Here is a 22624-nt window from a genome sequence, read left to right on the forward strand (position 1 = left end):
CTTCGGGCCCCTGCCACGGGGCCCCGGTCCTCAAGCGTCGGAGGGGCTGAAATATTCATCCTGGGCCTGTGGCTTCGGGCCCCTGCCACGGGGCCCCGGTCCTCAAGCGTCGGAGGGGCTGAGATTTCAGATTCAGCCCGTCCGGCGTTTGAGGACGAACTCGGCGGAGCCGCACATGTCACGGCCGGGAAGGGGCGGGGTTGGGGAGAAATCAGCGTCCGCGCCGCAGCCCCAGCGTCGCCACCCCCGAAGCCGCCAGCAGGCCCGCCGCGATCAGCAGGCTCACCCGCATCCCGGGGACGAAGTCCCCGGCCACCAGGCCTCCGAAGGCCGCGATCCCCAGGCCCCCGGCCACCTGCCGGGCCGAGTTGAGAACCCCCGCGGCAAGGCCCGCCCGGTCGGCCGGCACCGCCTCCATCATCGCCGCGGTCAGCGGTGGAATCGTCAACGCGCAGCCCAGCGCCAGCGGCACCATGAGGAACGCCAGGGCGGGCGCGGGCGTCGACGCGTCGGCGAAGAGCAGGGCGAGCAGCCCGAGCACGGCCACCGCCTGGCCCACCAGCATCGGGAGCCGCGGACCGACCCGTGCCGTCAGCTTGCCCGCGAAGACGTTCGTCACCGCGATCAGGCCCGTCATCGGCAGGAACATCAGCCCGGCCCAGAGCGCCGAACGCCCCTGCACCTGCTGGAAGAAGAGGCTGAAGACGAAGACAAGTCCGTAGAAGGCGACACTGCACGCCGCCCCGGCCGCGACGGTGATCGCGACCGTCCGGTCGCGGAAGAGGCCCAGAGGTACCACCGGATGCGGCTGCCTAGCCTCCGTCCACAGGAACAGCGCACCTGCCGCCACCGCGGCGGCCAGGGCGATCAGACCCGTCGTACCGCCCTCGATGACCGCGAAGGTCACTGCCGTGAGCGTCAGGACGGCGAGCAGCTGGCCCGGCACGTCCAGCGGAGCGGGCCGCCGCTCCGAGCGCGGCGCCCGCAGCAACAGGACGAGGGTCACCGCGCCCAGCGGGACGTTGATGAAGAAGATGCCGCTCCAGTCCCACGCAGTGGTCAGCGCACCGCCCGCGACCGGGCCGAGCGCCACCGCCACCGAGCCGCCCGCCGCCCACATCGCCACGGCACGGGCCCGCTTGGCCGCGTCCGAGTAGGCCTGGCGGACGAGGGAGAGCGAGGCGGGCAGGACCACGGCCGCCGCCACGCCCTGCACCACCCGCGCGCCGATCAGCACGGGCAGCGACGGCGCGAGCCCGCACGCCACCGAGGCCAGGACGAACACCGCGATGCCGGTCGCGTACGCCCTCGTCGCGCCGATCCGGTCGGAGAGCGCGCCGGTGGAGAGCATCAGGGCGGCGAAGGCGAGGGTGTAGGCGTCCACGACCCACTGGAGCCCGGACATGCCGCCGCCCAGGGAGCCGCCGATCGCGGGCAGCGCCACGTTCACCACGGAGGCGTCGAGCGTGATCAGGGCGAAGCCGAGCATGGCCGCGGCGAGGGTGAGGCCGGGGGAGGTCCGGCCCGTGCCGCGCCGGCCGGGGCCGGGTGCCGGTTCCGTGGGGTGCGCCGCCGCCGGGGCGCCATCGGTGAGGGAGTTCGTTGCCATGTCCATGAGTCTGCTGGCGGCGGCGCGGCTACAGTAGTGGCCTGAATGCCATACCTCCGGAGGTTCTGGCCATGTCCCGCCCGAAGGCGGCCCCCAGGTCGCACAGGTCGCACCGGCCGCACCGCATCGCCGTCATCGCGCCCTCACCCGTGTCGATGTTCAACCTCGCGGTCCCCGAGATGCTCTTCGAGAGGGTCGAGGTGGCCGGCGGACCCGGCTACGAGGTGGTCGTCTGCACCCCGCAGCCCGGCACCATCGCCACCACCGGCGGGCTCAGCCTCCACGTCGAGCAGGGGCTCGACGCCGCGCGCGACGCCGACACCCTCCTCGTCGCGGGCACCGGACACCGCTACGAACCCGACCCGCGGACCGTCGCCGCCGTCCGCGAGGCCGCCGAAGCGGGACGGCGCATCGCGTCCATCTGCAGCGGCGCCTTCGTGCTCGCCGAGGCGGGACTCCTCGACGGGCGCAGCGCGACCACGTACTGGCAGCTCGCCGAGGAACTGCGCAGCCGCTATCCGGCGCTCGACCTCAAGGGAGACGTCCTCTACGTGGAGGACGGGCAGGTCATGACGTCCTCCGGGTACGCCGCAGGGATCGACCTGTGCCTGCACATCATCCGCACCGACTACGGGGCGGCCGCCGCCAACGAGGTGGCCAGAGCGGCGCTCGTCGCCCCCGTACGGCCCGGCGGCCAGACCCAGTTCACCCAGACCCCGCTGCCGCCGGAGCGCGGCAACGCCTGCGCCGACACCCGCGGCTGGGCCATGCGCCACCTCGACGAGCCGCTCACGCTCACCGACCTCGCCCGGCAGGCGGGCGTCAGCGTGCGCACCCTCACCCGGCGTTTCCACGCGGAGAGCGGGGTGAGCCCGCTGCAGTGGCTCCTCCACCAGCGCGTCGAGCGGGCCAAGGAGCTCCTGGAGACGACGAAGCTCCCCATGGACCGGGTCGCCGAGGCCTGCGGGCTCGGCACCGCCGACTCGCTCCGCGGCCACCTGGTGCGCCGCACCGGGCTCACGCCGAGCGCCTACCGCGTCCAGTTCAGCCGCCTCGGAACTCAAGGCCCCCGGAACACGTCTATCGCAGCGTGATCCACTCAGTACTTCCCACGACGATGCGGACCGTGATGCCGACCGTCATACGCAGCGCCGTCACCGCCGACGCCCCGGCCCTCGCGGCCCTGCACGCCCGCGCCCGCGCCACGTACTACCCCGAGGGGCTGCCGGACGAAGGCCTCGACGTGGTGGCGATGTGGCGGGGAGCCGTCGAGCGCCGTGACGGGCATGTGCTGTGCGCGGTCCGGGACGGCCGGATCGTGGGCCTCGCGTCGTTCCGTACGCCCGAGGGGGAGGCCACGGACACCGTGCGGCTCTTCCAGTTCCACGTCGACCCCGAGCACTGGAGCGCGGGCGTCGGCACGGACCTGCACGACGCGTGCGTGGAGGAGTGGCGGGCCGACGGCATCCGGGCGGCCTCCCTGGACGTCCACCGCGAGAACCGCCGGGCCCAGGTCTTCTACGCCCGCCATGGCTGGCGGCGCGAAGCACCGGGTGGCGGCACCGGCACCCACATGTGCATGCGGCTGTCCCTGACGGCCGGGGAGACGGCCCAGGAGACGGCCGGGGAATGAGCGGGGCAGGTCGTACGTTCTTCAACTGACCGGAGGGAACCTCCGCACTACCGTTCGACCTGAAGAGAGCTAGTCACATGCGCGTCGAGATCTGGTCCGACATCGCCTGCCCCTGGTGCTATGTCGGCAAGGCACGCTTCGAGCAGGCACTCGCCGCCTTCCCGCACCGCGGTGACGTCGAGGTGGTGCACCGCTCCTTCGAGCTCGACCCCTCGCGTGCCAAGGGCGACAGCGGGCTCGTGATCCCGATGCTCGCCAAGAAGTACGGCATGAGCGAGGAGCAGGCCCAGGAGGCCGAGCGGAACCTCGGCGTGAACGCCGCGTCCGAAGGCCTCGACTACCTCACCGAGGGCCGCGACCACGGCAGCACGTTCGACATGCACCGCCTCCTGCACTTCGCCAAGGAGCAGGGCAGGCAGGACGAGCTGCTCGGGCTCCTCTACCGCGCCAACTTCGCCGAGGAGCGCTCCGTCTTCGACGACGACGAGCGGCTCGTGGAGCTCGCCGTCGCGGCCGGTCTCGACGCCGACGCGTCCCGCGCGGTGCTCGCCGACCCGTCCCGCTACGCCGACGACGTACGCACCGACGAGCGCGAGGCCGCCGAGCTCGGCGCGAACGGCGTGCCGTTCTTCGTCCTCGACCGCAAGTACGGCGTCTCCGGCGCCCAGCCCGCCGACGTCTTCGCGCAGGCCCTGGAGCAGGCGTGGGACAGCCGTTCGCCGCTCACCACGCTCGCGGACGGCGACGCCTGCGGCCCTGACGGCTGCGCGGTTCCGCAGGCCTGAACCCCTTGAGGGCGATGGGTAAGCAGCGCTAACCGGTCACCTCCACACATCCGCGATGGACGTGGGTGCGAACGGGCGCGAGAGTTGATCCCATGGGGATCATCACCGGCGCCGAGTTCGCGCCCACGTCGACGTATCTGAACACCGCGAGCTGCGGCCTGCTGCCCGCCCGCGCGGTCCGGGCGATCCAGGCACTCGCGGCCGAGAACGGCGCGGGCAGACGCGGAGGCGCGGGCGACTTCGGGATCGTGCAGGCCGCCCGTGAGTCCTTCGCGCGCCTCGTCGGCGTGCCGCACGCGCGCGTGGCCTTCGGCGGATCGGTCGCCGTCCACACCGGACTGATCGCCGCGGCACAGCGCCCCGGCTCCGAAATCCTCTTCCCCGAGGGGGACTTCAGCTCGATCATCAACCCCTTCGTGGTGCGCGGCGATCTCAAGATCCGGTACGCGCCGCTCGAAGACCTCGCCGAGGCGATCCGCCCCACCACGGCCCTCGTCGTGTACTCCGGCGTGCAGTCGGCCGACGGCCGTGTCGCCGACGACGCGGCGGTGCGCGAGGCCGCCGCAGCCCACGGCGCCCGCACCCTCAACGACGCGACACAGAGCGTGGGCTGGCTGCCCTTCGACGCGAGCCTGTACGACTACACCGTCACCGGTGCCTTCAAGTGGCTGCTCTGCCCGCGCGGCACGTCGTTCCTGACGGTGAGTGAGGAGGCGCAGGAGACCCTCGTCCCGCTGCACGGCGGCTGGCTCGCGGCGGCCGACACCTGGGACTCCATCTACGGTCCGCTGCCGGAACTGGGACCCGACGCACACCGTTTCGACGAACCCCCCGCCTTCCTCGCGTACCACGGAGCGGCCGAGGCCCTGGCGTACGTGGAGGAGACCGGCGTCGAAGCCGTGCACGCCCATGACATGGCGCTCGCGGCCCGCTACCGCGCCGGACTCGCCTCGCTCGGCCACGAGCCGGTGCCCGGTGCGTCCCCCATCGTCTCCGTCCCCGGACTCAGCGGCAGGGAGCCCGAGTTGAGCAGCGCCGGGATCATCACCTCCGCGCGGGCGGGACACCTGCGGGCCTCGTTCCACTTGTACAACACCGAGGCGGACGTGGACCGGATCCTCGACGTGCTCTCCGGCTGAACCCTGGCGCGCCGGGCGGCGGGGCGCTAGGAAGGCATGACGGGGTGGCCTCACGAGGCGGTGGTGTCAGTGGCTCAGGAGTCTTGTCCGGACGCCGGCCTGCACCAGCGCCTGGTGTACGGCGACGAGACGGCTCTCGCCGAGGTCTACGACACGTACGGGGCTCTCGTCCACCGCGTCGCGGGACGCGTCACCCGCAGCCCCTCCGCCGCGGAGGACGTCGCCCAGGAGGTCTTCGCCCATCTCTGGTCGAGGCCCTACGCGTTCGACGCGCGGCGGGGAAGTCTGCGCACCTGGCTGTGCATGCTGGCGCATCGAAGGGCGGTGGACTGGGTACGCGGCGAGGAACGCCACCGAAAGGCGGTCCACGCCGACGACTCGACCCTGCACACGATCCCCACCCCGGATCCGCCCCCGGAAGACGTGGTCATGGCACGAGAACGCTCCCTGCTCCTGCACTCCGCACTGGCGAGACTCCCGCTCCCGCAGCGCCAGGTGGTGCACCTCGCGTACTTCGCGGGCTGCACGTACCGCCAGGCGGCGGCGGAACTCGGCATCCCGGAGGGCACGGCGAAGACCCGATTACGGGCGGCCCTGCGCAGACTCGCCGAAGCCCTGGCCGAACCTCCCGACCCCACAGACCCATCAGATCCATCAGGCCCAGCAGGCTCAACAGGCCCATCCGGCACGGCACTTGCCGACGCTCCAGGCGAAAGAGGCGCGTGATGACCACGGATCACGAAGCCGTACGTGACCTTCTCGGGGCCTGGGCCGTCGGCGCGCTCATGCCGGGCGACGAGCGGACGGTCGCCCCGCATCTGGCCGACTGCGACCCGTGCGCGGCCGAGGCGACACGGCTGCGGACGACGGTGCGCCACCTGGACGGCCCGCCCCTCGCCGCCGGGCCCGCCCCGGCCGGCCGCGCCCGCGTCCTCGACCTCGCCCTGCGCACCCGGCCCGCGGCGACCGGCACGGCTCCGCACGCCGCTCCGTACGCCGCCGCGGTGGCCGGTCTCCAGGCGATGCTGCGGGAGGTGGACGCGCACGGGTCCTGGGAGACCCATGTCGTGCACGACTGGAACGTCCATGACACGGTCGCGCATCTGCTGGCCGCCGACGAGCCGCTGGCCGTACGGCTCCGGCTGCGCGATCCGGGGCCGTGCGACGTCGTGGACGGGACGCCGTGGCGGGTGGCGTGGGCGGCGCGCACGGAAGAGGTCCTGACCCGGGAGCGGCTCCGTACTCCCGCCCAGACCATGGCGTCCTGGGAGAGCCAGGCGACCGCGCTGCTCGCGTCCCCCGAGGCGCACGATCCGGAACTGGCGGGGCGGGCCACGACGTTGATGGGCTCCCGGCTGCCGCTGGCGGACCACTTCCTGGTCCGGGCCTTCGAGGCGTGGGTGCACATGGACGACATCGGCAGGGCGCTTGACGTGCCGGTGCCGCCACCCCGCACCCCGCACCTATGGCACCTGGTGCGCCTTGCCGTACGGATCCTGGAGCTCGCCCTGGGTTCCAGGGCGCCCGCCGTCGCGCTGACCGTCGCGGGGGAAGGGGGCGAGATGTCCTGGGTCCTGGGCAGCGGGGCGGAGCCGGTGAGCGCGGAGCTGGTGCTCGAACCGGTGGACTTCTGCCTGCTCATGGGCGGCCGGGTGGACCCGGCGGAGGTGCCCAGGGGAGTCTCCGGCAGCGAGAGCGCCGCACAGCGGGTCCTGACTCGGGCGGCATCCCTGGCGTGGCTCTAGCGGCACCCCGGACAAGGCCGGGCACGGAGGTGGGCACAAAGTTGGGCCCGGCACCCCCAGGTACCGGGCCCAACTCCCGTACGAGAAATGCTCACTTCGCGAGGCTGCTCACTTCACGAGGCTGCTCACTTCACGAGGCTGCTCACTTCACCGGAGTGAAGTCGCGGGCCCCAATGTATTCCGGCCGCCGGATCGGCGCCGCGAACGGCTCCACGGCCGTGTTCTCCACACTGTTGAACACGATGAAGACGTTGCTGCGCGGGAACGGCGTGATGTTGTCCCCCGAACCGTGCATGGCATTGCAGTCGAACCAGGTCGCGGAGCCCGCCTCACCGGTGAAGAGCCGGATGCCGTAGTCCGAGGCGAGGCTGGTCAGCGTCTCGTCCGAGGGAATGCCCGCGTCCTGCATCTGCAGGGACCGCTTGTAGTTGTCCTTCGGCGTGGCGCCCGCACACCCGAGGAACGTCTTGTGCGATCCCGGCATGATCATCAGACCGCCGTTGGTGTCGTGATTCTTGGTGAGCGCGATGGAGACGGAGACGGTCCGCATGTTCGCGAGTCCGTCCTCGGCGTGCCAGGTCTCGAAGTCGGAGTGCCAGTAGAACCCCGAGGCCCCGAAGCCCGGCTTGACGTTGATCCGGGACTGGTGGACGTACACGTCGGAACCCAGGATCTGCCGGGCCCGACCCACCACTCGCGGATCGGCGGCGAGCTTCGCGAACAGCTCGCTGATCTTGTGCACCTCAAAGATGGTGCGGATTTCCTGGGAACGCGGCTCCACGATCGAGCGCTCGTCCGCCCGCATCGTGGGGTCGTCCATCAACCGCGCGAGCTCCGCGTAGTAGACGCTCACCTCGTCAGGGGTGATGAGCTGGTCGATCGCCAGGAATCCGTCCCGGTCGAACCCCGCCAGTTCGTCGGCCGCGATGGGCCCCGGCGTACCCGGCTCGGACCACACGACGGGGTCCTTGCGCTCGATGAGGACCTCTTCGGCTCCTCGTGTCGGGTACAGGTCGGCGGTGCGTTCGGGTGCGGTGGTCATGGTGTTGCCTGCCTCTCCTCTCGTACGGCCCTTTCCGGGATGTACACCCCCGCCGCCCAGAGGAAGAGGGCGGCGGGGGAGATTCATGGGGTGCGAGCTCCGGCTAGGCCGGCTCAGGCTCCGTGAGCAGCGGGTACACGCCGTTCTCGTCGTGGTCCTCACGACCCGTGACGGGCGGGTTGAAGACACAGATGCAGTGGAAGTCCTCCTTGATCCGCATCGTGTGCTTCTCGTGCCCGTCGAGCAGGTACATCGTGCCCGGCGTGATCGTGTACTTCTTGCCGGTCGTGTCGTCGGTCAGCTCGGCCTCGCCCTTGGTGCACACGACGGCCTCGATGTGGTTGGCATACCACATCGACGTCTCCGTACCCGCGTACAGGATGGTCTCGTGGACCGAGAAGCCCACCCGCTCCTTGGCGAGGACGATGCGCTTGCTCTCCCAGGTGCCGGACGCGGACTTCACGTGCCGGTCGGTGCCTTCAATGTCCTTGAACGAACGGACGATCACGGTGAGTTGGTTCCTTTTCTCTTACGGGGGTGAAGACGCGGTCCGAGAGCCGCCCGGGGCGGTGCAGACGCACCGCCCCGGCCGGCTTCCGGGAACCGCTCAGGCGGTCTCGCGCACCGCGCGGGCGAGCGTGCGAAGTCCTTCGTCCAGCTCGTCGGCGGTGATGGTCAGCGCCGGCAGGAGCTTGACGACCTCGCTCTCGGGGCCGGAGGTCTCGATCAGCAGGCCGAGTTCGAAGGCGCGCTTGGCGATGGCGCCCGCGCGTGCCTTGTCGATGAACTCCATGCCCCAGACGAGACCGCGGCCGCGGTACTCCTTGATGGCGCCGGGGTTCTCCTCGACGATCGCGGCGAAGGCCTCCTCGACCTGCTCGCCGCGGGCGCGGGTCTGCTTCTCCATGGCCGGGCCGTCGGACCAGTAGGTCTCCAGGGCGGCGGCGGCCGTGACGAACGCCGGGTTGTTGCCGCGGAAGGTGCCGTTGTGCTCGCCCGGCTCCCAGACGTCGAGCTCGGGCTTGAACAGCGTCAGCGCCATCGGCATGCCATAGCCGCTGATGGACTTGGACACCGTCACGATGTCCGGCGTGATGCCCGCCTCCTCGAAGGAGAAGAACGCGCCGGTGCGGCCGCAGCCCATCTGGATGTCGTCGACGATGAGCAGCATGTCCCAGCGCTCGCACACGTCGGCGAGCTTGCGGAGCCACTCGGCGCGGGCGACGTTGATGCCGCCCTCGCCCTGCACCGTCTCGACGATCACGGCGGCGGGCTGGTTGAGGCCGGAGCCCTGGTCCTCGAGCAAACGCTCGAACCAGATGAAGTCGGGGGTCTTGCCGTCGAAGTAGTGGTCGAACGGCATCGGCGTGCCGTGCACCAGCGGGATGCCGGCGCCGGCGCGCTTGAAGGCGTTGCCGGTCACGGCGAGCGAGCCGAGCGACATGCCGTGGAAGGCGTTCGTGAACGACACGATCGACTCACGGCCCTTGACCTTGCGCGCGAGCTTCAGCGCGGACTCGACGGCGTTGGTGCCCGTCGGGCCCGGGAACATGACCTTGTACGGAAGGTCACGCGGGCGCAGGATGATGTTCTGGAACGACTCGAGGAACGCCCGCTTGGCGACCGTGGACATGTCCAGGCCGTGGACGACGCTGTCGCGCTCCAGGTAGTCGATCAGGGCGCGTTTGAGGACCGGGTTGTTGTGCCCGTAGTTGAGCGAGCCGGCCCCGGCGAAGAAGTCGAGGTACGAGTGGCCGTCCTCGTCGAACATGCGGCTGCCCTGCGCACGGTCGAAGACAGTGGGCCAACCGCGGCAGTAGCTGCGCACCTCCGACTCCAGGGTCTCGAAGACGCTCAGGTCGGGCTGGGTGATGGTCACAGCAAATCTCCTGGGAGATGGAAAGACGTGGGAGTGGGGGGTGACGGGTGGTGCGTGGGGGGGAACGGCGGAACTCAGCCGACGGGCTCGACCGGTTCGATCTGCGCGATTTTCCCGGTCTGCGCTATCGGCTCGATGAGGAACAGGACCTCGGGCTCGTGCCCCTCGTCGGGGAAGAGTCCGGCGTCGAAGAGCACCGTGCGCTCGACAGACGCTCCGTGGCGCTGTGCGTACGAGGTGAAGAGCCGCTGGGACGGTGCGTTGTCAGGCGTGATGGTCGTCTCGACCGAGACCAGCTCCCGGTCGGCGGCGACCTTGGCGGTCAGCCCGTCCAGCAGCGCACCGGCAAGGCCGCGGCCTCGGTGTTCCTGGTCGACGGCCACCTGCCAGACCACCAGGGTGCGCGGCCTCTCGGGCCGGATGTATCCGGTGATGAACCCCGCGGGCTCACCGTTCGAGTCCCTGGCCACCACGGAGGTCGCCGCGAAGTCGCGGCACCACAGCAGGTAGCTGTACGAGGAGTTGAGGTCCAACACCTTCGAGTCGCGTGCGATGCGCCAGATGGCGGCGCCGTCGGCGACGTCGGGGGTGTCGAGTCGCAACCCCTCGGGCATTTCCAGGGAATTCGCGTGCAGGTCGGTCGGTAGATCGGCTTGTGCAGCGGTCATGCGGATTGAATTTACCGAGCAATTTCTTTAATTGCATCGCCGGAAGGGGTTACGTCAGAGCGCTTCATGTGTTATCAGGCGGGGGTGCGCGCCCGCGGGAATCCCCGGCGATATGGCCTGATTTGATGGGGTCATACGGCTCATACCGGGCGCGATGTGGAGTACGTCACAGAAGCGTAACTCCCTCGAAGCATGTCCGAATTGTGAGACTTGCCGCTGACGAAACCTTAGTGTTTAGGTCCTCGGAAAGCGGGCAGAAGAATACGGGAAGCTGTGCTGATAAAGTGGATAAAGAAGCGGTGAGAATTCGTCCGTGAATTTACGTAGAGTATTTACGGCCCCGTCACTCCGTCGATGCCCTCCCTGAGGAGATCGACGTGGCCGTTGTGCCGCGCGTACTCCTCGATGAGGTGGACCAGGATCCAGCGCAGGCTGACCTCGGAACCGCCCGTCACGGCCGCGTCCCGCTCGCTCAGCCGCCCGACGTCGTCGAGCGACCGCCCCTCGCAGATCTCCCGGCTCACCGCCACCTCGCGCCGCCACACGGCCAGGGCCTGCTCGTACGTCCGCTCCGGGTCAAGGGCGAAGCCCCCTGCCGGGTCCCCGTACACCCACGGCACGTCCCACCCGGCGAGCACGCGCTGGAACCAGTTCCGCTCCACCTCGGCCAGATGCTGCACGAGACCGAGCAGGGTCAACGACGAGGACCGGACCGAAGCGACACGGGTCTGTGCGTCATCGAGCCCGGAGCACTTGACCACGAGCGTGGCGCGATGGAAATCGAGCCAGTCCGCCAGCATCGCCGGCTCGTCGGCGGTCGGGGCGGGAACGGTGCGGCCGTCCGGGAGGGTGGGCATGGCGGTCACGCTGCCACGCCGACCACCCGGGACGGCCGCTGTTCGCTGTGAGCTTGGCGCGGCAGGGGCGGGCAGGGGCGGGCAGGCGGGTGCCTGCCGCGGTCGGTGTTTCTCGGTGTTCCTGGCGCGCCTAGTGCCGGCTCGCGCTACTGCCAGGCGGCCGTCACCGCGCGCCGGGCCGCTTCCAGGTCGACCGCGAGACCGGCCTCGCCCATCGCGGCACCCAGGGCGGCGAGCGAGGCGTGCACGACGCCACGGGTCGCGTCCGGACCGTAGTGGTTCACCCGGATCATCTCCTGGGCCAGCGCGCCGCCACCGGCGACCAGCGGAAGCACCGGGTCCGCCGCGAGCGCCTTGGCGACGAGCTCCGAGGCGTCGACCCCGTCCGGGGCGCGCAGCGTCGTGGCGACCGGAGCGGCGTCCGCCGCCTCGTGGACGTACGGGGTGAGGCCGCCGCCCAGGGCGATCGCGCCCGCACGGGTCGCCGCCGCTGCGGTCGCGTGCCGTGCCGTCAGCGCGTCGAGGCCCTCCGCCTCGATGCGCTCCACGCACGCTTCGAGGGCGAGCATCTCCAGCTGGGCCGGGGCGTGCAGCAGGGCCTTGCGCCCGCCGTCGATCCAGCGCTCCTTCCAGTCCAGGAGGGAGAGGTAGGAGCGGCGCGGCGCCTGCGGGTTGGCGGCGAGGCGGGCCCAGGCCCGCTCGCTCACGGAGACGGCAGAGACGCCGGCCGGTCCGCCCATCGCCTTCTGGGCGCCGATCACGCACAGGTCCACGCCCCACGCGTCCGGAAGGAGCGGCTCGGCGGCCACCGAGGCGACGGCGTCGAGCATGAAGAGGGCGCCGTGCTCGCGTACGACCTCACCGATCTCGGCGACGGGATTGGTGTTGCCGGTCGCGGCCTCGGCGTGGACGAGCGAGACGAAGTCGATCTCGGGGTGCTCGGCGAGTGCCTGGCGGACCTGCTCGGCGGTGACGGCGGTGTGGAAGGGCACGGCCAGGTCGACGACGGTCGCCCCGCAGTCCCGCAGCCAGTTCCCGAAGGTCTGCCCGTAGGGGCCGGTGATGACGTTCAGCGCGGTCGTGCCGGGCCGCGCCGCACCCCGGATGCAGCCCTCCAGGGGAAGCAGCGCCTCGCCCTGCATGATCACGACGTCCTGCGAGGTGGAGAGCAGCCCGGCGACGCGCTCCTCGATGGAGGCGAAGTGCCGGGCACTCAGGGGTGCCAGGTCAAGGAATGGATGCGTCGTCACGGTGCTGCTCACTTCGCTGCTCACTTCGCTCACGAGTTCGTTCGGGCTGCCGGACCGAGCGTACCGACAGGCTCCTAAGCTGCTGTACATGAGCGATCACACGGTGCTGCACGTGAAGGGGCGGGTGCTCGTCGGCCCGGACGAGGTCCGGGACGAGTTGTGGGTGGTCGGGGGCAGGGTGACGTACGACCGCCCGTCGGCCGCCCCGGACGTGACCGTCGACGGCTGGACACTCCCCGGCCTGGTCGACGCGCACTGCCACGTGGGCCTGGACACGCACGGACCGGTGGACGCGGACACGGCGGAGAAGCAGGCGCTGACCGACCGCGAGATCGGCACCCTCCTGATCCGCGACGCGGGCTCCCCGTCCGACACCCGCTGGATCGACGACCGCGAGGACCTCCCGAAGATCATCAGGGCGGGCCGCCACATCGCGCGCACGCGCCGCTACATCCGCAACTACGCCCACGAGATCGAGCCCGCCGACCTCGTCGCGTACGTCGCCCAGGAGGCGCGGCGCGGCGACGGCTGGGTCAAGCTGGTCGGCGACTGGATCGACCGCGACGCCGGGGACCTGACGGCGTGCTGGCCCCGCCCCGAGGTGGAGGCGGCGATCGCGGAGGCGCACCGCCTGGGCGCGCGCGTCACGGCGCACTGCTTCGCCGAGGATTCCCTGCGGGACCTGGTGGAGGCGGGCATCGACTGCATCGAGCACGCCACGGGCCTCACCGAGGACACCATCCCGCTCTTCGCCGAGCGCGGCGTCGCGATCGTCCCGACCCTGGTGAACATCGCGACGTTCCCGCAGCTCGCCGACGGCGGCGAAGCGAAGTTCCCGAAGTGGTCACGGCACATGCGGCGCCTGTACGACCGCCGCTACGACACGGTGCGCGCCGCCTACGACGCGGGCGTCCCCGTCTACGCGGGCACGGACGCGGGCGGCTCCCTGGCCCACGGCCTCGTCGCCGCCGAAGTCGCCGAACTGAGGCTGGCCGGAATCCCGGCGGTGGACGCGCTGTCGGCGACGACATGGGGCGCGAGGTCCTGGCTGGGCCGCCCCGGCCTGGAGGAGGGAGCCCCCGCGGACCTGGTGGTCTACGAGGCGGACCCCCGGGAGGACGTCGGGGTACTGGCGGCACCGCGAAGGGTGGTGCTGAACGGGAGGGTGGTGGGGTAGCCGTCATTGCTACCCGCCCGGCCCGCTCGCCCCAAGTGACTTACATTGACGCAGCGTTACGTGTGAGGCCCCCGGTTCGTTACACATGATTCGGCCACGGTCCTGGCGTCAACCGATGTGTTCGAGCCAGGGAGTTGCTTGAGTGGCTGAGGGGAACGTCCGTGCCGGGGGATTCGAAAACAGGGGCGGAAACCTCCCTTTGGAGTGAACTCACGCTTCGTCGCTGGCTATTCACTCTCAGTGCGTAAAGATTCCCCCTGTCGATGTTGCCGGTGTCGTGCTCATGCGATGTCCCCATCCAGCGAAGCGCGACGCTTCCGGCGGCTCCGTAACTCTTGTGGGGGTTCCACCACCTTGAACAGCAACACCTTCCGCCTGCCCGCACGCCGCCTCGGTGTGATCGCCACCGCCACGGCTCTCGTCGCGGGTCCCGCGGCGCTCGCCACCGCGGGGCCCGCCTCGGCGACGGGCGGCGGCGACAAGGGCCGCGCGAACGCCGTCGTGCTGCGTACCGGGCTCGACGTGTCCCTGCTCAACAAGACCGTGAACGTCCCGCTCAAGGTCTCGCTCAACGAAGTGCAGGCGCCCGCCACCGCCGACAAGACCGCGCTCACCGCCGAGTTGAACGGCGTCAACGGCGGGCAGCCGTTCAGTGTGCTGCGGGCGGACGTCGCCACCGCGAGGGCGACCGTCGAGCACGGCAAGGCCGAGGGGTACAGCAACATCGCGCGGGCCAAGGTGCATGTGCCGGGCCTGCCGCTGCTGTCCCTGATCGAGGTCGAGCAGGTGACGTCCAAGGCGGTCTGCAAGGCGGGCGCGCGGCCTGTCGCCGAATCGAATCTGCTGGGCGGCGTGACCGTGCTCGGGAAGAAGATCACCCTGTCGGCGGGAGGCACCACCCAGGTGAAGGTGCCGGGGGTCGGTGAGGTGCGGCTCGACCTGTCGAAGACGCACACCACCTCGCGTACGGCCGCCGCGTCCGCACTGGAGCTGAAGGTGTCCGTGAACCCCCTGAAGCTTAATGTCGCCGAGGTGGAGGGGACGGTGACGCTGGCGGGGGCGTCCTGCGAGACGCCCGCGGCGGCCAAACCGAAGCCTGAGCCGTCGGCTCCGGTGAAGCCGCAGGGGGGTGCGGGGGAGAAGCCGGTCGCCGAGAAGCCCAAGAAGCCCGCCGAGGCGAACCTCGCGGAGACCGGAGGGAATTCGTCCACTCCCTACCTGCTGGGTGGCGGGGCTCTGCTGCTCGCTGTGGGTGGCGGGGCGGTGGCGATGACTCGGCGGGGGCGGAAGGGCTGAGGGCAGGGCGGGCCCTGCGGGGCTCTCCCCGATCCCACCCCTTCCCGAAACCATGGGGCTCCGCCCCCTGGACCCCGACAAGATGGCCTCAAACGCCGGCCGGGCTGATTGGTTTCAGCCCGTCCGGCGTTTGAGGACGAACTCGGCGGAGCCGGTGATGACAGCACGCAAGGCGAAGGCCCTCGCGTCAGCGAGTTTTCGGGAAGGGGCGGGGTTGGGGAAAATCAGCCCCCCAACAACCCCCGGACCGCCCCCAAAAGCCGATCACTCGTCCCCCGGTCCCGCACCGCCACCCGAAGCCACTCAGCCCCCAGGCCCGGGAACGTGTCTCCCCGCCGCAAGGCGAAGCCCCGGTCTCGGAGGCGTTCCCGGAGAGCCGCGGCCTCAGGAGCACGGAGCAGGATGAAAGGGCCCTCCGCGGGCTCCACGGCCCGCACCCCGAAGGGGGCCAACTCCCGCAGCCCGGCCAGGAGATGGGCCCGATCCCGAGCCACCCGCACCGCCGCCACCGAAGCCTCCTCCAGCGCCGCGGGCGTCACGCAGGCCTCCGCCGCCGCCAGCGCGGGGGAGGAGACGGGCCACAGCGGCTGCGCCCGTGACAACGCGTCGATCGTCTCCGGGTCGGACAGGACGTAGCCGATCCGCAGCCCCGCCAGACCCCACGTCTTGGTGAGGCTGCGCAGGACGACCAGACCCGGTACGTCCGTGCGACCCGCAAGCGCCTCCCGCTCACCCGGCACCGCGTCCATGAATGCCTCGTCCACCACCAACACCCGGCCAGGGCGGGCAAGTTCGGCGATCGAGGCCGCCGGGTGCAGGACCGACGTCGGGTTCGTCGGGTTGCCGATCACCACCAGGTCGGCGTCCTCGGGAACGGTCGCACCCGAGAGGCGGAAACCGTCCTCCTCCCGGAGGAGCACCCGCCCCACCGCATGCCCCGCGTCCCGCAGCGCCGCCTCCGGCTCGGTGAACTGCGGGTGCACCACCACCGGCTGACGTACCTTCAGGGCGCGGGCAAGGAGTACGAACGCCTCAGCCGCACCCGACGTGAGCAGCACCCGGTCCGGCGTCACACCGTGCCGCCGCGCCACCGCGGCGCGCGCCGCCCGGCCGTCCGGATAGGCGGCGAGGCCGTCGAGCGAGGCGGCGATGTGCCGCTTCAGCCAGGCGGGCGGCGTGTCAGCGCGGACGTTCACCGCGAGGTCCGTGAGGCCGTCGGCGCCCCGGACCTCGGCATCCCCGTGATGCCGCAGGTCCGGTTCGCCGACGTACCCGGCCTCGACCCCGGGACCGGTCTCAGTGGGAGTGCGCATGGGACCCGTGGTGGTGGCCGTGACCGTGGCCATGGCCGTGCGCGTGGTCCCCGTCGTCGTCCGGGTGGAAGTGCGGCTGCTGCGGGGCCCCTACCTTGTCCTCGAAGCCGGGCAGCGCGATGCGGTAGACGCAGGAGTCGCAGTTCATCCGCAGATCGCCCTTGACCGCCTCGCGGTAGCGCTCCATGACGAGGTCGAGCAGCTCCTCCTCGGGGCCGATCACGTCCGCCGAGCGCACCTCGATATCGGGGTGCGCCGCCGCCCAGCCGTCCGTCTGCTGGCGGACCCGGTCCGGCAGGATGCCGGTGAACAGGAAGTACGGCAGGACCACGATCCGCTTCGCGCCAAGACGCACACAGCGGTCCAGGCCCGACGGCACGTCCGGCGCCGCGAGCGACACGAACGCCGTCTCCACGCCCGCGTAACCGCGCCCCTCCCACAGCAGCCGCGCCGCCTTGAGCACCTCGGCATTGGCGTCCGGGTCGGTCGAGCCGCGGCCCACGAGCAGCACCGTGATGTCCGCGCGGTCCTCCGGCGTGCGGGCCGTGCCGCCGAGCGCCTCGTCCAGGCGGCGGTCCAGGACCTTCAGGAGCGAGGGGTGCGGGCCCAGCGGGCGGCCGTAGGTGTACGAGATGCCGGGGTGGCGCTCCTTCTCGCGGGTGAGGGCCGCGGGGATGTCGCCCTTGGCGTGCCCGGCCGACACCAGCATCAGCGGCACCGCCGCGAAGCGTTTGACGCCCCGGTCCACGAGGTCCGTCACCGCGTCGCCCAGCGGCGGCGGCGACAGTTCGATGAAGCCGCCGGCGACCGGGAGTTCGGGGTTGCGGCGGGCGAGCTCCTGCACGAAGTCCCTGAAGGCGGCCGCCCCGGCCTCGTCACGGGTGCCGTGTCCGGCGATGAGCAGTGCGGGCGGGGTGGTCACTGGGACTCCTTGGATGCTTCGGGGGTTGTTTCGTTCGCACCGGACGACGGCGCGGGGTGGTGTGGCAGTGAGGCCTTGTCGGACGGCGCCGGGTGGTACAGCAACGCGTTCAGCGCCGCCGCGGCCACCGCCGAACCGCCCTTCTCCGACACATTGCTGACGGCGGGGAGCCCGCTCTCGCGCAGCGCCGCCTTGGACTCCGCGGCCCCCACGAAGCCGACCGGCAGGCCGATCACCAGGGCGGGCGCCGCGTCGAGTACGAGCAACTCCTCCAGGGCGGTCGGCGCGCAGCCGATCACCCAGATCGCGCCGGGGCCCACCTCCTCGTACGCGAGGCGGATCGCGTGGGCCGAACGGGTAAGACCCGCATGGGACTTGGCGTCCTTGAGGCGGCAGATCGTCTGCCGCTTCGTGATGCCCGCGGCGACCATCTCCACGTCGGCGACCACGGGCGCACCCGCGTGCAGTGCCGCGTGGGCGGTCACGAGGGAGGCCTCGTCGGTGACGAGGTCCGTCGCGTAGTCGAGGTCGGCCGCGGAGTGGATGACGCGCTCCACGACCGCGCGGGTCAGCGGCGCGAAGTGCGAGGTGTCCAGGCGGGCCCGCAGCCGCCGGAACGACTCCTGCTCGATGGGGTGGACGACACGGGTCACTTGGTCACCTCCGAAGGGGCCGCCGCGTCTGAAGGGGTGGCCGCGTGCTGCCAGCGGTAGCCGCGCGGGGTCACCATGCGGCCCGCGATCTCGCGGGTCGCGGTGTTGCCGACGGTCACGACCGTCATCATGTCGACGATCGCCGGGTCGAGTTCGCCGAGCGTGCTCAGGCGCGCCGACTCGTCCGGGCGGGACGCGTTGCGCACCACACCCACGGGCGTCGACGGCTCCCGGTGCCCGGCCAGGATCGACAGGGCCTTCGGGAGCTGCCAGTCGCGGCCCCGGCTGCGCGGGTTGTAGAAGGTGACGATGATGTCCGCCTCGGCCGCCGCGCGCACCCGGCGCTCGATGACCTCCCACGGAGTGTGCAGGTCCGACAGGCTGATGGAGACGTGGTCGTGGCCGAGCGGCGCGCCCAGGATCGCCGCGGCGGCGAGCGCGGCCGTCACGCCGGGCACGCCGATGACGTCGATGTCGTCGCTCGCCTCGGCGAGCGCGGGCGACGCCATCGCGTACACGCCCGCGTCACCGGACCCGATCAGCGCGACCGCCTGCCCCTTCTGGGCCTCCGCGACGGCGGTACGGGCCCGCTCCTCCTCGGCGCCGAGACCGGACTCGATGAGCTTCGTGCCGGGCCTGAGCAGGTCACGGATCTGGTCGACGTACTGGTCGAGGCCGACCAGGACCGAGGCCCTGCGCAGTTCCTCCCGGGCGCGCGGCGTCAGCAGATCGCGGGCGCCGGGACCGAGCCCGACCACGGCGAGCCGCCCGCGGGGCGTCCGCCGCACGATCGCGCAGGTCGCCATGGGCGCGCGGCCCTCGGGCGCCGATTTCCGCTTCGGTACGAGGAGTTCACCGCCGCCGCGCAGCGCGGCGGCCTCCGCCACGGAGGGCGTACCGACGGCGGCGAGCGGCGCGTCTGACGGGTTCGGCACCTCGACGGCGGCCAGCTCGTCGGCCGTGTACGTCACCACCGGCACCCCGAGGCGCGCGGCGGCCCCGACGATGCCGGGCTCCTCCGCCTTCGCGTCGACGGTCGCCAGCGCGGCGACGGACGCGGGGGAGAGCCCCGCGCCACGCAGGGTGTCCTCGACGAGCCCGAGGACTTCCTCGACGGGAGCGCCCTTGCTGGCGCCCACGCCCACGGTGAGCGAGCCGGGCCGCAACACGACCTCACCCGGACCGAGTTCGAGCACCCGGTCCGACACCCGGATGACCGGGTGCCCCTGCCCCGGTGTGACGTTGGACGGCAACGCGGGCAGCGGGTGGGCCAACTCCGCGTCCAGCGCGACCGGTTCGCCGTCGAGGATCGCGCGGGTGACCCCGGCGACGTCCCCCTCCACCGGCAGGCCGAGCGTGTCGAGCCCCGGCACGTCCACGGAGTCCGTCGCCGTCGTCACAACGGGCGTGGCCCCCAGGACGTCCCCCACCTCGTGGGCCAGGGCGTTGGCGCCCCCCTCGTGCCCGCCGAGCAGCGCGACCGCGAAGCGCCCGGCCTCGTCGACGCACACGACCCCGGGGTCGACGTCCTTGCCCCGCAGGAGCGGCGCGGCAAGCCGCACCACCGCGCCGGTGGCGAGGAAGCACACCACCTGCTCGCACTCCGCGAAGGCCTGCTCCAAGGCCTCCCGAACGGGACCCTCGTACACCCGCGTCCGCGAGGGCCATGCCGCGGCGACGCGGTCGCGTGCCGCGCCGCCCGCCGACGTGGCGGAGATCAGGCCGATCACTGAACTACTCCTTCAGACAGGTCAGACAAGGAAGATGTGGGGCGGGTGCCCCACACCAGGAAGACCGGATTGGCCGCGGCGAGCCGCGAGACCTCACCGGGCAGCGGCGCGAGCCGCGACGACTGCAGCAGCACGCCGTCACAGTCGTAACCGGCACCGCTCAGCGCGACCCGGACCGCGGGCACCCGGTCGATCGCCGCCATGGCGACCACGACGGTCCGCCGCGCACGGCGCGCGCACGCGGCCACTATGGCGGGCAGCTCACGTCCGCCGCCGCCGATGAACACGGCGTCCGGGTCCGAGAGATCGGAGAGGACGGTGGGCGCGGCCCCGTGCACGGCCCGTACGTCGACACCGTGCGCGGCGGCGTTCGCCCGGACGCGCTCGACGCCGTCGGCGGTCTTCTCCACGGCGACGACGGCCGCCCCGAACCGCGCGCACTCCACGGCGACCGATCCCGACCCCGCGCCGATGTCCCACACGAGGTCGCCGAGCCGCGGCCCGAGCCTGGCCAGGGCGAGCGCCCGCACCTCGAACTTGGTGATCATCGAGTCGCGGTGCGTGAACTCGTCCTCGTCCAGGGCCCATCGGCCGGGGGAGAGCCGCGCCCCGGCGACGGTCCGCACCGGCGCCAGCACCCGCTCCTCGTCCAGGCAGAGGACGACGCTCACCGCGCCGCCCCAGTCACGGCCCGCGGCCTCGGCCGGCGTGACCCGCTCGACGCGCTCGTGCACCGGGTCACCCAGGGCGGAGGCGACGACCAGGGTGCGGGTGTCGGCGCGGCGCATCAGCTCGGCGCCGAGCTCGGCGGGGCCGCTGCCGGGGCCGGTCAGGACGGCCACCTTGGGGTGCGCGCGGCAGACGTTCACGGCGGTGCGCGGATCGCGCCCGTGGGCGCTCACCACCACCGCGTCGTCCCACGGGAGCCCGGCCCGCGCGAAGGCGGTGGCGACGGACGAGACGCCGGGCCGGATGTCCAGCTCGGCGGGCCCGAACCGCTCGGCGAGCGCCCGCACGATCCCGAAGAACCCGGGGTCCCCGGAGGCGAGCACGACGACACCGCCGTCCGCCGGGTCCGCCTTCGCCAGCCGCTCCTCGATGGCGTCGAGCGCGGGGGCGAGCGGCCCCATCACCACGCGGGCCGTCCCCGGCGGCAGTCCGGCCGCGTCGATGTGCCGCTGGGCGCCCACCACGAGGCTCGCGGCGCGCACCGCGTCGAGGGCGGCCGTGTCGAGCGGCGCCCCCGTCCCCGTACCGACGACAGTGATCATGAAGTGGCCTTCTCGGCGCGTAGCGCGGCCCGCGCCTGCGGGTCGGCCTTGCGGAAGCCGTGGAAGTGGCCCGGGTGGTACAGGTGCGAGCGGGTGCCGTGCGCGGCAAGCGCGGGGCCGACCAGGAAGAGGGTGTGCTTCCAGAGCTTGTGCTCCTTGACCGTCTCCTCCAGGGTCTCGATGGTGCAGTGCAGGATGAGCTCCTCGGGCCACGTCGCCTGGTACGCGATGACGACGGGCGTGGTCGTCGGGTAGCCGCCCTCCAGGAGCTCCCGCACCAGCTGGCCGCTGCGGGCCGTGGAGAGGAACAGCGCCATCGTCGTGCCGTGCCGCGCGAACTCCCGCACCTCCTCGCCGGGCGGCATCGGCGTCTTGCCGCCGCCGAGCCGGGTGAGGATGACGGACTGCGCGACCTCGGGGACCGTCAGCTCGCGCTGCGCGATCGCCGCGACCGCCGAGAACGACGAGACGCCGGGCACGATCTCGGTCTCCACGCGCAGATCGGCGCACCGGTCGACCTGCTCCTGCGTGCCGCCCCACAGGGCCGGGTCGCCGGAGTGGATGCGGGCCACCTTCAGGCCCTCGGCGGCGGCCCGCTCGTAGACGGCGACCACCTCTTCGAGGGACATCGTCGCCGAGTCGAGGATCTCTGCGCCTGCACGCGCGTGTTCGAGTACTTCGGGCTGTACGAGGCTTGCCGCCCAGATGACGACATCGGCGTCCGCGATCGCTCGCGCGGCCCGGAAGGTGAGCAGGTCGGCTGCGCCGGGCCCTGCCCCGACAAAGGTCACCTTGCCGGTGGTGGCTTCGGCGTCGGCCATGGGTGTGGTTCCTCTCGTGAACGAACAGAATCAGGCGGTTGTCACCCCGCGGCCGGATGTCGGACGTGCGGGGCAGGGGGTCAATCGGCTAGCAAGGGCGCATGGCGGTGTTCGTGGCGCTCGGCGCTTTCGTGATGACCCTGGTGGGCGGCTGGACGGCCCAGCGGGTCACTGACCGGCGCCACCTCGTCCTCGGGCTCGCGGGCGGTCTGATGCTCGGCGTGGTCGGCCTCGACCTGCTGCCGGAGGCGCTGGACGCCGCGGGCGCCCCCGTCTTCGGCGTACCGGCGGCGCTGCTCCTGTTCGTCGCGGGCTTCCTCGCCGCGCACCTCGTGGAGCGGCTCCTCGCGGGGCGGCACGCCGCGCACGGCGGGGACGAGCACACGAACGGCCGGGTCCCACAGGTGGGCCTGACGGCGGCCGCCGCGATGGTCGGACACAGCGCCATGGACGGCGTCGCGATCGGCGCCGCGTTCCAGGTGGGCGGCGGCATGGGGACGGCCGTGGCGCTCGCGGTCGTCGCCCACGACTTCGCGGACGGCTTCAACACGTACACGATCACCAGCCTGTACGGGAACGCCCGCCGCAAGGCCCTCGCGATGCTCTTCGCGGACGCGGTGGCCCCCGTGGCGGGCGCCGCCTCGACGCTCCTGTTCACCATTCCGGAGCAACTGCTCGGCGGATATCTCGGCTTCTTCGGCGGAGCGCTGCTCTACCTGGCCGCCGCGGAGATCCTGCCGGAGGCGCACCACGAGCACCCGGCCCGCTCGACGCTGCTGTGCACGGTGGCGGGAGCGGCGTTCATCTGGCTGGTGGTGGGCATCGCGGAGTGAG

22 protein-coding genes are annotated in these 22624 nt (G+C 71.9%); 9 read left to right on the forward strand and 13 right to left on the reverse strand.

The features are described 5' to 3' along the window. Positions 1-211: 211 nt before the first annotated feature. Complete coding sequence (locus tag OG302_RS31695) at positions 212-1609, reverse strand: MFS transporter (RefSeq protein WP_371529895.1); 1398 nt, start codon at positions 1607-1609, stop codon at positions 212-214. Between the two features lie 71 nt (positions 1610-1680). Between OG302_RS31695 and OG302_RS31700 the strand changes: the two genes are divergently transcribed. The 6 genes from OG302_RS31700 (at position 1681) to OG302_RS31725 (ending at position 6911) form a co-directional block, all read left to right on the forward strand. Further along, on the forward strand, positions 1681-2703 hold the full coding sequence (locus OG302_RS31700; protein WP_371529896.1) for a GlxA family transcriptional regulator: 1023 nt from the start codon (positions 1681-1683) through the stop codon (positions 2701-2703). A 35-nt stretch (positions 2704-2738) separates the two neighbouring features. Beyond that, positions 2739-3242, forward strand: a complete 504-nt coding sequence (locus OG302_RS31705) for an N-acetyltransferase family protein (RefSeq protein WP_371750293.1) — start codon at positions 2739-2741, stop codon at positions 3240-3242. 77 nt (positions 3243-3319) lie between these two features. After that, positions 3320-4027: a DsbA family oxidoreductase gene (locus OG302_RS31710; protein ID WP_361826242.1), complete on the forward strand. Its 708-nt coding sequence runs from the start codon at positions 3320-3322 to the stop codon at positions 4025-4027. Between the two features lie 92 nt (positions 4028-4119). Further along, on the forward strand, positions 4120-5166 hold the full coding sequence (locus OG302_RS31715; protein ID WP_371529897.1) for an aminotransferase class V-fold PLP-dependent enzyme: 1047 nt from the start codon (positions 4120-4122) through the stop codon (positions 5164-5166). A gap of 69 nt (positions 5167-5235) precedes the next feature. After that, positions 5236-5892 (forward strand): RNA polymerase sigma factor, encoded by a 657-nt coding sequence (locus OG302_RS31720; RefSeq protein ID WP_371529898.1) that lies wholly within the window; start codon positions 5236-5238, stop codon positions 5890-5892. Next, a complete protein-coding gene (locus OG302_RS31725) occupies positions 5892-6911 on the forward strand; it encodes a maleylpyruvate isomerase N-terminal domain-containing protein (RefSeq protein ID WP_371529899.1) in 1020 nt (339 codons plus the stop codon). Before OG302_RS31720 ends, OG302_RS31725 begins: the two co-directional genes overlap by 1 nt. A gap of 142 nt (positions 6912-7053) precedes the next feature. On the opposite strand, the gene thpD is transcribed toward OG302_RS31725, so the two are convergent. From thpD to OG302_RS31755, 6 genes are all read right to left on the reverse strand, one after another. Beyond that, the gene (gene thpD, locus OG302_RS31730; protein ID WP_371529900.1) at positions 7054-7953 is read right to left on the reverse strand and encodes an ectoine hydroxylase; all 900 of its coding nucleotides are present in this window, start codon (positions 7951-7953) and stop codon (positions 7054-7056) included. Positions 7954-8056: 103 nt separating this feature from the next. Further along, complete coding sequence (locus tag OG302_RS31735; RefSeq protein ID WP_371529901.1) at positions 8057-8461, reverse strand: ectoine synthase; 405 nt, start codon at positions 8459-8461, stop codon at positions 8057-8059. Positions 8462-8560: 99 nt separating this feature from the next. After that, positions 8561-9832, reverse strand: a complete 1272-nt coding sequence (gene ectB, locus OG302_RS31740; RefSeq protein WP_361826230.1) for a diaminobutyrate--2-oxoglutarate transaminase — start codon at positions 9830-9832, stop codon at positions 8561-8563. 74 nt (positions 9833-9906) lie between these two features. Further along, positions 9907-10500, reverse strand: coding sequence for a diaminobutyrate acetyltransferase (gene ectA / locus OG302_RS31745; protein WP_371529902.1), 594 nt, complete (start codon positions 10498-10500; stop codon positions 9907-9909). 332 nt (positions 10501-10832) lie between these two features. Continuing rightward, entirely contained in the window at positions 10833-11357 is a 525-nt protein-coding gene (locus OG302_RS31750) for a DinB family protein (protein WP_371529903.1), read from the reverse strand. A gap of 146 nt (positions 11358-11503) precedes the next feature. After that, on the reverse strand, positions 11504-12640 hold the full coding sequence (locus tag OG302_RS31755) for an alanine--glyoxylate aminotransferase family protein (protein ID WP_371529904.1): 1137 nt from the start codon (positions 12638-12640) through the stop codon (positions 11504-11506). 55 nt (positions 12641-12695) lie between these two features. Here OG302_RS31755 and OG302_RS31760 point away from each other — a divergent pair, with 55 nt between their 5' ends. Beyond that, positions 12696-13784 carry an amidohydrolase family protein gene (locus OG302_RS31760; RefSeq protein ID WP_371529905.1) on the forward strand — a complete coding sequence of 363 codons (1089 nt, stop codon included), beginning with the start codon at positions 12696-12698 and terminating at the stop codon, positions 13782-13784. Between the two features lie 354 nt (positions 13785-14138). Then, complete coding sequence (locus tag OG302_RS31765) at positions 14139-15080, forward strand: SCO1860 family LAETG-anchored protein (protein ID WP_371529906.1); 942 nt, start codon at positions 14139-14141, stop codon at positions 15078-15080. A gap of 224 nt (positions 15081-15304) precedes the next feature. Here the strand turns inward: OG302_RS31765 and cobC are convergent, their stop codons facing one another. The 6 genes from cobC to cobM are packed head-to-tail and all read right to left on the reverse strand — an operon-like array spanning position 15305 to position 21790. After that, positions 15305-16393, reverse strand: coding sequence for an Rv2231c family pyridoxal phosphate-dependent protein CobC (cobC, locus tag OG302_RS31770; protein ID WP_371529907.1), 1089 nt, complete (start codon positions 16391-16393; stop codon positions 15305-15307). Continuing rightward, positions 16377-17315, reverse strand: coding sequence for a sirohydrochlorin chelatase (locus OG302_RS31775; RefSeq protein WP_371529908.1), 939 nt, complete (start codon positions 17313-17315; stop codon positions 16377-16379). Before OG302_RS31775 ends, cobC begins: the two co-directional genes overlap by 17 nt. Beyond that, positions 17312-17968 carry a precorrin-8X methylmutase gene (locus OG302_RS31780; protein ID WP_371529909.1) on the reverse strand — a complete coding sequence of 219 codons (657 nt, stop codon included), beginning with the start codon at positions 17966-17968 and terminating at the stop codon, positions 17312-17314. The genes OG302_RS31775 and OG302_RS31780 overlap by 4 nt, the downstream gene beginning before the upstream one ends. Next, positions 17965-19698: a precorrin-3B C(17)-methyltransferase gene (gene cobJ / locus OG302_RS31785; RefSeq protein WP_371529910.1), complete on the reverse strand. Its 1734-nt coding sequence runs from the start codon at positions 19696-19698 to the stop codon at positions 17965-17967. Before cobJ ends, OG302_RS31780 begins: the two co-directional genes overlap by 4 nt. Further along, entirely contained in the window at positions 19695-20969 is a 1275-nt protein-coding gene (gene cbiE, locus OG302_RS31790; protein WP_371529911.1) for a precorrin-6y C5,15-methyltransferase (decarboxylating) subunit CbiE, read from the reverse strand. Before cbiE ends, cobJ begins: the two co-directional genes overlap by 4 nt. Continuing rightward, the gene (gene cobM / locus OG302_RS31795; protein WP_361826206.1) at positions 20966-21790 is read right to left on the reverse strand and encodes a precorrin-4 C(11)-methyltransferase; all 825 of its coding nucleotides are present in this window, start codon (positions 21788-21790) and stop codon (positions 20966-20968) included. Before cobM ends, cbiE begins: the two co-directional genes overlap by 4 nt. 101 nt (positions 21791-21891) lie before the next feature. Here cobM and OG302_RS31800 point away from each other — a divergent pair, with 101 nt between their 5' ends. Then, a complete protein-coding gene (locus tag OG302_RS31800; RefSeq protein WP_371529912.1) occupies positions 21892-22623 on the forward strand; it encodes a ZIP family metal transporter in 732 nt (243 codons plus the stop codon). The last annotated feature ends 1 nt before the right edge of the window (position 22624 follow it).

This window comes from Streptomyces sp. NBC_01283, from assembly GCF_041435335.1.
Classification (GTDB): Bacteria; Actinomycetota; Actinomycetes; order Streptomycetales; family Streptomycetaceae; genus Streptomyces.

Excerpts from the sequence above, each read along its gene's own strand:
- OG302_RS31695 (WP_371529895.1), bottom strand. The coding sequence starts at position 1,609 with ATGGCAACGAACTCCCTCACCGATGGCGCCCCGGCGGCGGCGCACCCC.
- OG302_RS31700 (WP_371529896.1), top strand. The coding sequence starts at position 1,681 with ATGTCCCGCCCGAAGGCGGCCCCCAGGTCGCACAGGTCGCACCGGCCG.
- OG302_RS31705 (WP_371750293.1), top strand. The coding sequence starts at position 2,739 with ATGCCGACCGTCATACGCAGCGCCGTCACCGCCGACGCCCCGGCCCTC.
- OG302_RS31710 (WP_361826242.1), top strand. The coding sequence starts at position 3,320 with ATGCGCGTCGAGATCTGGTCCGACATCGCCTGCCCCTGGTGCTATGTC.
- OG302_RS31715 (WP_371529897.1), top strand. The coding sequence starts at position 4,120 with ATGGGGATCATCACCGGCGCCGAGTTCGCGCCCACGTCGACGTATCTG.
- OG302_RS31725 (WP_371529899.1), top strand. The coding sequence starts at position 5,892 with ATGACCACGGATCACGAAGCCGTACGTGACCTTCTCGGGGCCTGGGCC.
- thpD (WP_371529900.1), bottom strand. The coding sequence starts at position 7,953 with ATGACCACCGCACCCGAACGCACCGCCGACCTGTACCCGACACGAGGA.
- ectA (WP_371529902.1), bottom strand. The coding sequence starts at position 10,500 with ATGACCGCTGCACAAGCCGATCTACCGACCGACCTGCACGCGAATTCC.
- OG302_RS31750 (WP_371529903.1), bottom strand. The coding sequence starts at position 11,357 with ATGCCCACCCTCCCGGACGGCCGCACCGTTCCCGCCCCGACCGCCGAC.
- OG302_RS31760 (WP_371529905.1), top strand. The coding sequence starts at position 12,696 with ATGAGCGATCACACGGTGCTGCACGTGAAGGGGCGGGTGCTCGTCGGC.
- cobC (WP_371529907.1), bottom strand. The coding sequence starts at position 16,393 with ATGCGCACTCCCACTGAGACCGGTCCCGGGGTCGAGGCCGGGTACGTC.
- cbiE (WP_371529911.1), bottom strand. The coding sequence starts at position 20,969 with ATGATCACTGTCGTCGGTACGGGGACGGGGGCGCCGCTCGACACGGCC.
- cobM (WP_361826206.1), bottom strand. The coding sequence starts at position 21,790 with ATGGCCGACGCCGAAGCCACCACCGGCAAGGTGACCTTTGTCGGGGCA.
- OG302_RS31800 (WP_371529912.1), top strand. The coding sequence starts at position 21,892 with ATGGCGGTGTTCGTGGCGCTCGGCGCTTTCGTGATGACCCTGGTGGGC.